Source organism: uncultured Umboniibacter sp. (genome assembly GCF_947497555.1).
In the GTDB taxonomy this organism is placed as follows: Bacteria; Pseudomonadota; Gammaproteobacteria; order Pseudomonadales; family DSM-25080; genus Umboniibacter.
Map to the genome: position 1 here is coordinate 253,563 of NZ_CANMGY010000003.1, position 12,400 is coordinate 265,962.

The window sequence follows — 12,400 nt, forward strand, 5'->3', positions numbered from 1 at the left end:
TTTATGAATGTTAACAATCAAGGTCATGCTGAGTCCTACTACGCCGCTTCAGCGAACAATAAAACACCCTATCCACAACTTGACGGGCACCTTCAGACCGATGTTGTAGTAGTAGGTGGCGGTTATTCAGGCCTGTCTTCTGCGTTGCACCTCGCTGAACTCGGTTTCTCGGTCGTAGTGCTTGAAGCGTCCCGAATAGGCTTTGGTGCAAGTGGTCGTAATGGTGGCCAGATTGTGAACAGTTATAGCCGCGACGTGGATACCATTCGCGCCAAGTACCAGCCTGAAATAGCTGAGCCACTCTGTAAGATGATTTTTGAGGGCGGTGATATTATTCGTGAGCGAATTAAGACCTACGACATTAAGTGCGACCTTAAACAGGGTGGTATCTTTGCCGCCAAAACCACTAAACAATTGAAAGCATTGGCTAAAACTAAGGAGCAATGGCAAGCCCTTGGGAATGACCAACTCCAGCTACTGGATTCCCCCTCAATACGAGAGCATGTCAATACTGATCTCTATGTAGGTGGACTTTTGGATAATCGTAGCGGGCATATTCACCCACTCAACCTGGCGCTCGGAGAAGCGGATGCGCTTATCCGTCTAGGCGGCCAAATTTTTGAAATGTCTCCCGTAGAGCGTATTACTAAGGGAGATAATCCGGTTGCCTATACCCAAATGGGATCGGTGAAAGCCAAGTTTATGGTACTTGCTGGCAACGCCTATTTAGGAAACTTGGAACCTAAACTAACCACTAAAGCGATTCCCTGCGGAACGCAGGTAATAACGACTGAACAGCTTGAACCAGAAGTCGCGCAGTCATTACTGCCAACCGACGTTTGTGTCGAGGACTGCAACTACCTGTTGGACTACTATCGTTTGACAGGTGACCATCGATTGCTCTTTGGCGGAGGTGTTGTGTATGGCGCTAGAGATCCAGATAATATCGAGAAGCTACTTCGTCCCAACCTAGAGAAGACCTTCCCGCAGCTAAAGGGTATTAAACTGGACTATGCTTGGACTGGAAACTTCCTACTGACCTATTCACGCATGCCACAGTTTGGCCGCTTTGGTAGTTCTGTCTACTACTTGCAGGGCTATAGTGGTCACGGCGTAACCTGTACGCACTTAGCCGGGAAACTCGTTGCTGAGGCCATTAATGGTCAGGCTAAACGCTTTGATGCCTTTGCTAACCTACCTCAGTTTAGCTTCCCTGGTGGCCGTAACTTTGCCATCCCTATGTCGGCCATGGGTGCAGCTTGGTACGGTCTCAGAGACAAGCTCGGTTTCTAGAGCTCAATAATTAGTCTCAAGCTTTGAAGAATAGGTTATCAACCACTTGCTTAATCTGCGTCAAAACTTGCGCATGCTGACCGAGTGCTTGCTCATACTTTTTCCACGAGCCAACTGAACGTTTATTGATGGGCTGTCTAACCTGGCCGGAACTTGGCGTAAGAACAGGACGCTCAGACTCATAAAACTTCAAGCATGCTTGCTCTAAAGGCTTATCTAGATAGGCGAATAGGCGATCTATTTCCGCCTCGGGAGTATCCGTGAGGGTCTCGTAAGAGATATGATGAATCCTTGACCCGTATTGAGATTGCCAACGACGCATCAGCGTAGCGTAGCCCTGCCAGTAGAAGGCAATTCCCTCCAAAGCATTGGTATATTCGTTGCCCTTAGCAAAAAATTGTTTATAAACTGCCATGGCGTTGTCCCGTGGATCACGGACAATATTGATCACCTTTGCCTTGGGAAACAACGCAAAAATTAATCCAATATGAAGAAAGTTAGTTGGTTCTTTATCGATGAGCGCCCCAGCAAAGTGAGGTTGATGAGCCTGCGCTTGTTCAAGGTAGCGCTGTGCCATCTCATCCAGAGATTGTTGATCTAAGTCCGCAAAGCCTTTCGACAAGCTAGCCTGCTCTAAACCATGCGCGAAACGTCTGATATATGGCAGTTCATCGGTTGCTTCGATAGCACTGTGAGCCGCAAGAATTTGCTCAAGCAGCGTAGATCCAGAACGGTGCATGCCCACAATAAAGATTGGCTGCGCATCGCTAGAACTCACTTTACTATGCCAAGGGATCTGCGCACTTTGCATCACAAACTGTTGAAAAGCAGACGGGTCAAAGGGCTGTAATTGCCAGGCTATATTATTCGCACGTTGAGCACTCATAAACGCGTGTTCGTATTCACCGCGACTTTCAAGCACTTTAATCATGGCAAAATCTGCCAAGTAGCGAACCTCTGGTTGATCTTTGAAACGGTCAATAAATTGCTCGAGTGCAGAGATCTCTTCTGAGCTAAATGGTCGCGTTTTCAGATCGGCTAATGACCAAAACGCGACGCCACTAAAGTAGGGGTTTTCGTCAGTAATCATACTACGGTAGGCGGTGGCGGCTGCGTCGGAATCATTGAGCGCCTTGTGCGCATGACCAACCACTAATTGAACAGCTAAATAGTCCGAATGTTTGGGGCTAACATCGCTAAATGTCTCCAATGCCTCCGCGGGAAATCCCGCCTGTAGCTGACTTCGACCGAGGTCGAGTAAAGCTTTAGGGGCATTACTATCAATCGCTAATATTTGTTCTATCGTGCTGATAGCGGCTAGATAGTCCTCTGCGGCTAAAAGCGCTTCTTTATGACTTACTAGCTTTTCGAGCTGCGACATATACTCCAAACCCTATTCGAAATTCTAAAGCCCGAATAGTATCATCATTCACGACGGCTAGGTTAATGAACCATCACCTCAAATTTGGATCTCTCACTCCCTCACTACTAGGAATTAAAAAAGCCAGCTCTTTCGAGCTGGCTTTGTGGTCAAATAGTGACAATTGGTGAACTACCAGATTTTAACTCGGTCTTCCGGAGCCAAGTACAACTCGTCACCCGGCTGCACCGCGAACGCATCGTAGAATGCCGGCACATTTCGAACGATACCATTGACACGGTACATAGAGGGTGAGTGCGGATCGGTTTCAATAAGATTACGTAACGCCTCGTCACGGTACTTATTGCGCCATACCTGCGCATAACCAAGAAACACGCGCTGTTCTCCGGTAAAGCCATCAATCACCGGCGATTCGTTACCATTCAAACTCATTTCATAGGCACGCAAACCAATGCTTAGGCCACCTAGATCGCCAATATTTTCACCCAGCGTGAACTCACCATTTACGTGGAGATCTTCAAAGGGATAGTAACCATTGTACTGCGCCACTAACTTAGAAGTTCGCGCTTGGAATTCACTCAAATCAGCCTCAGTCCACCAATTTCGAAGTACACCGTCCCCATCGAATGTTGAACCTGAATCATCAAAACCATGCCCGATCTCATGGCCAATCACCGCACCAATGGCGCCGTAGTTCACCGCATCATCCGCTTCAAGGTTGAAGAAGGGTGGCTGTAGAATGGCCGCTGGGAATACGATTTCGTTGAGCGGAGGATTGTAATAGGCGTTCACCGTCTGAGGTGTCATGCCCCATTCGCTGCGATCCACAGGCCCACCTTGACGCGCAATATTCTCCGCCCAGTTCACTTCACGAACATTACGAATATTAGCGAAGTGGTTATCGCCACTGATTTCCAGTGCCGAGTAGTCACGCCAGTTTTCTGGATAGCCAATTTTCGGTGTGAATTTGTGCAGCTTGTCCAATGCTTGAACCTTGGTCTCAGCGCTCATCCAGTCCAGTTCGTTGATACTCGCTTCATAGGCGCTGATTAGATTCGCTACTAAGGTTTCCATCTTCGCCTTGGCTGCTGGGGGAAAGTGCTTGCTAACGTAGACCTTACCGACCACCTCTCCGAGGGTGCCGTTTACCACCCCTACGCCTCGCTTCCACATAGGCTCTTGCTCTTCAACACCGCGCAAGGTCTTACTATAGAACTCAAAGTTCTGCTGATCCATGGCCTGGGTCAAAGAAGAGGCGGATGCGTCCACAAGCTTCCACGTTAGGAAAGTTTTCCAGTCATCAAGGGAAACACCCCGCAAAATGCCATCAAGCTGAGTTGAGTAATCCAGCGAAAGAACAACCAGGTTATCAATCTTGCCATTCATGCCCGACTCAGTCAGATAAGCATCCCAATCAAAGGTTGGCATCACCTCGGCGAGTTGATCTACTGGAATTGGATTGTAGATCTTAGTCATATTACGCGAGTCTTCTTTCTTCATATGCGCCGCCGCTAAGCGAGTTTCTAGCGCCATGATCATCTCGGCTGCCGACGCTGCGTCCGCCACTTCGGCAAGCGTAAGCATCGCTTCAATATGAGCAACGTAAGCGGCGCGAATCTGTTCGCTGCGCTCGCCTTCGTTGAAATAGAACTCTCGATCAGGAAGGCCAAGACCGCCCTGAGCGGCATATACCATGTAGGAGTTTGGATCAGTAAAGTCAACGTATTGACCCATACCTAGCGGGTTATCTACCCCATATTTCGAAGCGTAGGCAAAGTATCTGGCCAGGTCACTCTGGCTAGAGATATTGCTAATTAGCTCAAGTTCTGGCGCTAGCGGTGCAATACCCAGCGCATTACGTTCGTCCCAGTTGGTATAGGCGTTGTACATATCACCTACCTTCTGCTCATCACTTCCAGCCTCATGCGAAGACGCGGCGGACTCTTCAATGATGGCACGAATATCTGCCGTGGCTTGGTCTCGCAATAAGCCAAAGACACCAAATGAAGAACGATCCGCGGGAATCTCCACACTATCTATCCATGTGCCGTTTACGTAGGCATTGAAATCATCACCCGGCTTAACCGAAAGGTTCATAGCATCAAGATCGAGACCAGAGATAGGCGTCAAACTCGCGACTTCCATACTTTCTTGATCAACGGTGGTATCCGAATTTGTAACCGATTCGCCGCAGCCGAATAGAGCCACGGCAATAGCGCCCGACAGTAGAAGTTTTTTCATAGCATATCCATTATTTTTGTGTGGTTTAAATTAGACTTCATACAGACTACCGAAAAGTTCCGGTCGATACTAGGAGGGGTTTAGCTGCTTCGGAAAATGACTAAGCAGTAGGATCAATTTCAGCGCTATTAAGTAGCGTCTGAATCGTTTCGCAGGCGGCTCTTTCTCTCGACGACTTAGACAACTGAGGCCAGCGTTGCTGGCGCAGCAATGACAGTTCAGCAGCCACGTCCACGTTACGATAACTATCCAACAGCCGCTCTGCGAGACTCTCGGTTAGCGGGTAATAATAGTGTCGCTGTTTGTCATCATGATTTCGCTGCTCAGGGTCCCACGTATACCAAAGCACATCATCCAAATGGTTGCGAAATTCATCAAAGCTTAAAATCATAAATACCTCACTGCCCAATCGTATTATAGCTTATTGGTCAGCAGTGAGATGGTGGTTCTGGCTAATGTACCAATAAACGTTCCAGTGCATTGGCGCGTAGATTACCCCAAAAAAGCTGATAATCAGCTAAGTGCAAGTCTCCTTCGGCCGAGACAAGCCCTCGAAATGGGGAGGTATCATTTACACCCGAGACGCGTAGTATTCCATTCCGACATTCGGCTCCGTATTGACCCAGCTCAAGCTGTTCAACACTGGGAGTGACACCGGTAGCTTGGTTCGCCATCGCCGCGGTTTCGTCCAGCGAAGCGGAAATCACCAATGAGCCCAAATTAAGCTCCGCCGCCGCAGGCTCAGAGTCACTCCAGTTAATGGGATTAATACATAGCCGTTGTGATCCCCCGGTAGATCCCCATCCTTCCGGGTACCAAAGTGGATACTGACCCGTTAAGTTCGCGGTGGGGATCGCACTATCCCAATGAAGTAGGCAACCCTGGTCGAACTCAGACGTACAGTTCTTGATATCCAAATAGACTGACTCGGCATAGTCCTTGGGAACGGCGTAACCCACGGTATAGGCCGCGACCAGCTGAGCATGCAGCGGTTGGTCGTCTACGTACTCTTTCAGTAATCGCAGCGCATGAACCGTACCCTGGCTATGGCTCACAACAAAAAATGGGCGATTCGGATCTCGTTCCGCGAGGAAGACCTCAAAGGCCGATGCGATATCTTCGTAGGCCACATCGAGTGCCTGAACGCCATCGTCATAGTTGCGCTCAAAAAACACCGCCATCCCAGCTTGTCGGTACTCGGGGGCCCAAACCTCACAACACTCTGAAAATGCAGTCGCCTGTGCCAATAACATTGCCTGGGTCTGTTCACTCGCAAAACTGGGCGTAGTCATTGGCGAATTCCAAGAACTTGGCGAGTAGTAGCCAGTGGGATGGATATAGAAAGCATCCGCCATGGGCGACGCTAACATCAGCCCCTGCTCATCGAGCCCGGTCTCAAGCATCGATTGATTACCCGGGAATGCCGCCCAACTACTCGCCTGTTGGTAGTTCGGCGCCGCGACGGTTTCCGACGCGGAGAATGGAACGGCCGGACTCATCGCCCATTCAAGTAATTCTCCACGGAAAAGATAAAAAATCGACAGCGCGAGAAGGACAACTACCCCTATGGCAGAAAGCGAGATGGTAATGATGCGATTCATAGTAAAGCCGACTCCTGAAGAAAGCTTGAGACGATTGAGTAGCACCACCGTTAGGGAGCTGTGACAGTACAAACTCTAGCTGAACGATGTTAACTCAATAAACTAGTTGATGAACAGCATAGTTGTATCGGGCGATCGAGAGGTCTCGAAATTTCGGACAGTCGATCTGATTGTTACGACGAGTACAGAGTAATAATCCAATATATGGTCCGGATCATAGTCACTTTCCGAGCGCTCAAAGCACTCGGGGAGTGACGACAATCAGCATTATTTTGTTAACAAACGCCCGCTGACCAACATGATGTATATGCTCTGACTCTAGCTTAGTGCCCGTTAATTACCCGGAAGCTGAACGAGCTTTCGACAATGATTACCCATCGCGTTAACAGCTGCCTTAAACATTGCGAATCGCTGGTCTTGAGTTTGCCCGTGATAGTAGCGGTAATAAATCTGCTGCAGAATAACCAAATTACGCCAATAGCCGTATACTAAGTAGAACTTAAAATTAGTGGTATCAATTCCAGTCTTACTTGAATAGTACGCCAAAATTTCATCACGTGTGGGCATTCCTTCATCCATTGACGGTTGGGTGATCAGACCCTTCATATAATCAGGATCATCCGCTTGGATCCAATAAGCCAACGTATTTCCCAAATCCATCAGCGGATCGCCAAGCGCTGAAATCTCCCAATCTAGGACCGCGCCAACTTCTCGGGTATCCGAATCGATGATGACGTTATCTAGGCGAAAATCACCGTGAACAATACAGGCGCCAATCTCTTTACTCGGGCGATTAGACTCAAGCCAAGCCTGAACGTCCAAAAAATCATCGACATCATCGGTCTTCGCTTTGTTAAAACGCTTATTCCAACCGCCAATTTGACGTTCGATATACCCCTCTGGTTTACCAAACTCTGTTAAACCAACGGCTTCAATATCCGTGTTATGGAGGGCAATCAACTCGTCAAACACCCTAAATACGAGTGCCCGTTTTTCGTCATTGGAGAGCGACCATTCGGACGGGAACTGATTCCGAATTAAGGTCCCCTCTACCCGCTCCATCACATAGAACTCTGCGCCGATGACACTCTCATCATCCGTATAAAACAAGGTCTGAGGCACGTGAATACTGGAATCTTTGAGTGCCGACATCACAAAGTACTCGCGATGCATTGAGTGCCCACTTTTTGGTCGGGTACCGAACGGAGGGCGACGCAACACAAGTGAGCGCGAGCCGAACTTGACTTCATAGGTTAAATTCGAGTTCCCACCAGGGAATTGGCGAACGGACATCTCACCCTCCAATCCCGATATATTCGTGCGCAGGCAAGCCTCAAGGTCATCCCAATTCAATTCTTCACCCGCTTTGATGTCCACAGTAGTGTTGTTGCTCATTTTGACTCCTTGAGTTGACTGACCGGTAGTCTAATACCTGATTCTGGGTTAATGGCTATCGACTGTCGGCGTAACTTCCTCATTCCACCTATCCACCGGCCATAATTATCGGCTTTCGCCGCAAAAAATTTCTTAACTTCAGGGTGTGGCAGAATCATAAAGTCTCCCGACTCTAATCCCGCTAAAACACTTTCGGCTACCTGATCCGGGGTCAGTACCCCCGCTATGTCGCTATGTCCGTCTGCCATCCCGATAAGCCCGGTTGCGACCGCCTGTGGAGCGAGGACTGATACGCCAATCCCGTCGTCACCGTGGGTAATGGCCAACGATTCAGCAAAGCCAATTGCTGCATGCTTAGTCGTTGAATAAGCCGCATCACCAATCTGATTTAGCAAGCCTGCAGCCGAGGCGGTGTTAAGAAACCAGCCTGTTTTTCTGGCTATGAAATGCGGTAAGCATGCACGAGCCGCGTAAACATGTGCCATCACGTGAAGTTGCCAGAGCAAATTCCAATCGTCGTTGCTTGCCGAAGTGGCCCACCAAGGTTCGCCGTCACCTTTACCTGTTCCGGCGTTGGACACGAATAGGTCGATGGCCCCCTCTTCAGTTTCAATGCGATCGACAAGTTCCTTGAGTGCAACTTCATCGCACACATCAAGACTAGCGCTCAGCCCTTCTACATCATCGGCTACTTTCTTGGCTGCTAGGGCATCACGATCAACGATGATAATCTGCTTAGCACCCGCTGCGTGAAAGCATCTCGCAAGCGCTGCGCCAATGCCAGCCGCTCCCCCAGTGATCACAATTCGAGAGTCTTTTATTTTCATTCTTAGCTCCTATTTCGGATCTAGCTTAACACGCGGTAGCGTCTAAATTGCACTAGGGTAAATCATTAGCGAAGATGCATCAAAGCCAAAAACTGGGTAGAGTGATACTCCAGAATTTGTATTTTAATCGCTGAGGATACCTATGAGCTACCTACTCACTATCGACCAGGGGACGACCAGTTCACGAGCGATTATCTTTGCTGCTGACTTTACTGAGGTTGCTAGCCATCAAGTCGAGTTTCAACAGTTCTTCCCCAGCAACGGCTGGGTTGAGCACGACGCGCTTGAGATATGGGAATCTGTATTAATTACCGTACGCCAAGCTCTTCATAAGGCCCATCTTAGCGCTGAGGATATCACTGCAATAGGCATAACTAATCAGCGAGAAACGGTTGTGGCGTGGCAGCGAAGTACGGGGAAACCCATCGCTCCCGCCATAGTGTGGCAAGATAGACGTACCGAGTCCGTCTGCCGCCGCTTGCGCGAGCAGAATCTTGGCGAAGGCATCAAACATAAAACCGGCTTAGTGCTCGATCCTTATTTTTCAGCCTCAAAAATTCAGTGGCTCCTCGAGAACACTTCTGGCGCTAGGGAACTCATGATCGAGGGCGACGTGCTAGTTGGTACGATGGATAGCTGGCTTATTTGGAACCTCACCGGCGGCGAGGTCCATGCTACCGATGCCACGAATGCGTCGCGAACTCAGCTGTTCAATATTCGCAAGCAATGTTGGGACGAAGAGTTGATGACGCTATTTGGCGTCCCGGAAGCGATACTTCCCGATGTTTACGATAGCGCTGATGACTTTGGTGAAACCGACTCCTCACTTTTCGGCCATTCCATTCCGATTCGAGGCGTTGCAGGTGATCAGCAGGCGGCACTAATTGGACAACGCTGCTGGCAATCCGGAGATATAAAATCTACCTATGGTACCGGGTGCTTTGCCATGGCGAACACTGGATCTAGTATTGTTTACAGTGAACACCAACTTCTCTCTACCGTTGCCTACCGAATTAATGGCCGAACTCACTATGCCATTGAAGGTTCAATATTCATGGCGGGAGCCGTCATTCAGTGGCTAAGAGATTCCCTTTGTATTATTTCCTCTGCCGATGAATGTGAGAACTTGGCCGCAGCGGTTGATATTGATCACGGAGTGGTCATGGTGCCCGCGTTTACGGGTTTAGGTGCGCCACATTGGGCTGCTGACACTCGTGCGAGTATTAGCGGTATGACGCGCGGCACTGATAAACGCCACATAGCCAGTGCCGCCTTACAAAGTGTCGCGTTTCAAAGTGCTGATTTGTTCGCGGCGATGCGCTCCGATGGTGTGGAGCTAAAGCAGCTCAAAGTAGATGGCGGAATGGTGAATAATTCACTCTTTTGCCAGTGGTTGGCGGACGTCTCTGAACTAAGCATACAGCGCAGCGGCTTTACCGAGGCCACGGCGCTTGGCGCTGCCTATTTGGCGGCTCTCGGTGCCGGCATTGTTAACGACTTAGAGGCTCTACCTCAACCCAAGGACGTTGGCGATCGCTTTGATCCCAAAGTCGACCCTGCGATCCGAGAGACATTATTATCAAGATGGCATGCTGCGGTAAGTCATGAGCTCAAGCGTTTGGATAATAGTTAAGCATTTAAGAAGTTAAGCATTTAAGAAGTTAAGCATTTAAGAAGTTAAGCATTTAAGAAGTTAAGCATTTAAGAAGTTAAGAAGTTATTTAGTTAGCTAGGTCTTAACTCGCGCTTCCATAATGCCAAGTATTCTGACAGTGCCTAGCCTCCGCGTAATGGCCGCTGCTAACTTGGAGATGACCGAGCTCCCAGTAGTTAATCGCTAATCCAAAAAAAACCGAGCAACTCCTTCGAGCGCTCGGTTTTGCATAACTCTATGAAGCTACCAGCTTAGGCAGCTTCTGGATGAATCATCAGCCTCTGGCTACTTTTGGTAGCACCAGCCAGAGCACGAAGAAGCCTACGATTGCGGAGATCCAAGAACCGGCTAATACACCTATTCGGTCAATCATGATCCCAGCCTCGCCGCCACCACCTGCTCCCGAGAAAGCGAGTGTACCAATGAACAGACTCATGGTTAACCCCACGCCACAGATACAGCCCACTCCGAACAAAGCGGACCAAGAAACATCCTTGGGTAGGGTTGCCCAGCCGACTAGAATTGGGATAGCGGCAAAAACGAACACGCCTATTGGCTTACCCACGGCTAAGCCAGCAGCAATACCGACTGGAATACTCCCCATTGCATCAGCTAACGGAATACCGGAGAAACTGATCCCCGTATTTGCGAAGGCGAAAATGGGCAAAATCATAAAAGCGACATAGCGATGAACGGCATGCTCAACTTTGTGGACATACCCCTCAGTACCGTCTTTGAACTTCAGCGGCAAGGTAAAGGCGAGTGCGACCCCTGCCAGCGTAGCGTGAACCCCACTCTTCAATACACATACCCACATGATGGTGCCAACAATCATGAAGATACCAAGGTGTTTAATGTTTAACACGTTGAATAAAATCAGAACGAGTAAAGCGATACCACCAGAGATTAAAGAAAGCGTACTTAAATCCGAGGTGTAGAAAATCGCGATAATAATGATAGCGCCTAGGTCATCCATAATTGCGAGTGCTAGTAGGAAAACCTTTAGTGCTGGCGGTACGCGGTTTCCGAGCAGGCTCAAAATCCCTAAGGCAAAAGCAATATCCGTAGCCGTTGGGATTGCCCACCCTGCCATGGCCGCTTCATTACCCCAGTTGAAGTAGGCATAGACCAGAGCGGGGACCAACATCCCACCTACTGCTGCGAAGGCTGGCAATACAATCTGCGCGGGGGAACTTAACTCACCTTCCAAAACCTCACGCTTTACTTCCAAGCCAATCATGAGGAAGAAAACAGCCATGAGTCCATCGTTAATCCATAGGAGAAGTGGCTTCTCGATATCGAGAGAACCTACTCGAATCTGAACAATTAAATCCAACCAAGCCTGATAATATTCATTCAGCGGCGTATTCGCCACAATCATCGCTGCAGCCATTGCAATCACAAGCAGCATTCCGCCTGCGGCTTCCCAACGTAAAAAATCCTTGAGCATAGGTTTTCCTATTATTAAGTAGTGTTCTAAAGCATTTCCAAACGCGTGGTAATGTTCCATCTCTGAGCGCGAGATGATCTCTGTTCGCGTTGTTTAATTATGCCGTTACTTTACAACCTTAAGCGAAGGACGTCCTTTAGTAGTTGACGAAGGCGGGGGCGAGTCGGGATCAGGGTCATCACTATCTACTGCTAATATTGTTCCCTCACTGAGGGAGTAAGGCTCAATCTCCTGAGGATCAAAGAACATCCCCTCGTTGGATTCCTGCGCAACCAAACCCAACACTGCCCAGATAGGAACCCAGATGGTTCTAGGGATGCCACCAAAGCGAGCATTAAAGCTAATACCGTCATTGTGCAAGACTAAGTTCTGTACAGCCGAAGGCGCAATGTTGAGCACGATCTGGCCTTTACTAACGTATTCCTGAGGGACTTCTACATCTTTAGCTAATGCATTGACATAGAGATAGGGGGTCGCGTTATTGTCAAGAATCCAGTCGTAGACAGCTCTACAAACATAGCCTCTATTGGGGGTCATCTTCATTGTTACATCCTTAAA

10 protein-coding genes are annotated in these 12,400 nt (G+C 48.9%); 2 read left to right on the plus strand and 8 right to left on the minus strand.

All coding sequences use genetic code 11. The annotated features are described in order from the left end of the window. The first annotated feature begins 3 nt into the window (after positions 1-3). Positions 4-1,293: an FAD-binding oxidoreductase gene (locus Q0698_RS05990; RefSeq protein ID WP_298634713.1), complete on the plus strand. Its 1,290-nt coding sequence runs from the start codon at positions 4-6 to the stop codon at positions 1,291-1,293. Positions 1,294-1,309: 16 nt separating this feature from the next. Here the strand turns inward: Q0698_RS05990 and Q0698_RS05995 are convergent, their stop codons facing one another. The 6 genes from Q0698_RS05995 to Q0698_RS06020 form a co-directional block, all read right to left on the minus strand. Further along, positions 1,310-2,674, minus strand: a complete 1,365-nt coding sequence (locus Q0698_RS05995) for a tetratricopeptide repeat-containing sulfotransferase family protein (protein ID WP_298634715.1) — start codon at positions 2,672-2,674, stop codon at positions 1,310-1,312. A gap of 171 nt (positions 2,675-2,845) precedes the next feature. After that, complete coding sequence (locus tag Q0698_RS06000) at positions 2,846-4,915, minus strand: M13-type metalloendopeptidase (protein WP_298634717.1); 2,070 nt, start codon at positions 4,913-4,915, stop codon at positions 2,846-2,848. A gap of 100 nt (positions 4,916-5,015) precedes the next feature. Continuing rightward, positions 5,016-5,306, minus strand: a complete 291-nt coding sequence (locus tag Q0698_RS06005; RefSeq protein ID WP_298634719.1) for a hypothetical protein — start codon at positions 5,304-5,306, stop codon at positions 5,016-5,018. 61 nt (positions 5,307-5,367) lie between these two features. Next, positions 5,368-6,516 (minus strand): DUF3089 domain-containing protein, encoded by a 1,149-nt coding sequence (locus Q0698_RS06010; RefSeq protein ID WP_298634721.1) that lies wholly within the window; start codon positions 6,514-6,516, stop codon positions 5,368-5,370. 333 nt (positions 6,517-6,849) lie between these two features. Continuing rightward, the gene (locus tag Q0698_RS06015; protein ID WP_298634723.1) at positions 6,850-7,911 is read right to left on the minus strand and encodes a phosphotransferase family protein; all 1,062 of its coding nucleotides are present in this window, start codon (positions 7,909-7,911) and stop codon (positions 6,850-6,852) included. Continuing rightward, positions 7,908-8,738, minus strand: coding sequence for an SDR family oxidoreductase (locus Q0698_RS06020; protein ID WP_298634725.1), 831 nt, complete (start codon positions 8,736-8,738; stop codon positions 7,908-7,910). The genes Q0698_RS06015 and Q0698_RS06020 overlap by 4 nt, the downstream gene beginning before the upstream one ends. 142 nt (positions 8,739-8,880) lie before the next feature. On the opposite strand from Q0698_RS06020, the gene glpK reads away from it, so the two are divergent. Then, positions 8,881-10,371 (plus strand): glycerol kinase GlpK, encoded by a 1,491-nt coding sequence (gene glpK / locus Q0698_RS06025; RefSeq protein ID WP_298634727.1) that lies wholly within the window; start codon positions 8,881-8,883, stop codon positions 10,369-10,371. 295 nt (positions 10,372-10,666) lie between these two features. On the opposite strand, the gene nhaA is transcribed toward glpK, so the two are convergent. Beyond that, a complete protein-coding gene (gene nhaA, locus Q0698_RS06030; RefSeq protein WP_298634729.1) occupies positions 10,667-11,842 on the minus strand; it encodes a Na+/H+ antiporter NhaA in 1,176 nt (391 codons plus the stop codon). 105 nt (positions 11,843-11,947) lie between these two features. Beyond that, complete coding sequence (locus tag Q0698_RS06035) at positions 11,948-12,385, minus strand: ClpXP protease specificity-enhancing factor (protein ID WP_298634731.1); 438 nt, start codon at positions 12,383-12,385, stop codon at positions 11,948-11,950. Positions 12,386-12,400 lie beyond the last annotated feature (15 nt).

Bases quoted from the DNA above. Each gene is read 5' to 3' on its own strand.
- Q0698_RS05990 (WP_298634713.1), top strand. From the start codon at position 4: ATGAATGTTAACAATCAAGGTCATGCTGAGTCCTACTACGCCGCTTCA.
- Q0698_RS05995 (WP_298634715.1), bottom strand. From the start codon at position 2,674: ATGTCGCAGCTCGAAAAGCTAGTAAGTCATAAAGAAGCGCTTTTAGCC.
- Q0698_RS06000 (WP_298634717.1), bottom strand. From the start codon at position 4,915: ATGAAAAAACTTCTACTGTCGGGCGCTATTGCCGTGGCTCTATTCGGC.
- Q0698_RS06005 (WP_298634719.1), bottom strand. From the start codon at position 5,306: ATGATTTTAAGCTTTGATGAATTTCGCAACCATTTGGATGATGTGCTT.
- Q0698_RS06010 (WP_298634721.1), bottom strand. From the start codon at position 6,516: ATGAATCGCATCATTACCATCTCGCTTTCTGCCATAGGGGTAGTTGTC.
- Q0698_RS06015 (WP_298634723.1), bottom strand. From the start codon at position 7,911: ATGAGCAACAACACTACTGTGGACATCAAAGCGGGTGAAGAATTGAAT.
- Q0698_RS06020 (WP_298634725.1), bottom strand. From the start codon at position 8,738: ATGAAAATAAAAGACTCTCGAATTGTGATCACTGGGGGAGCGGCTGGC.
- glpK (WP_298634727.1), top strand. From the start codon at position 8,881: ATGAGCTACCTACTCACTATCGACCAGGGGACGACCAGTTCACGAGCG.
- nhaA (WP_298634729.1), bottom strand. From the start codon at position 11,842: ATGCTCAAGGATTTTTTACGTTGGGAAGCCGCAGGCGGAATGCTGCTT.
- Q0698_RS06035 (WP_298634731.1), bottom strand. From the start codon at position 12,385: ATGAAGATGACCCCCAATAGAGGCTATGTTTGTAGAGCTGTCTACGAC.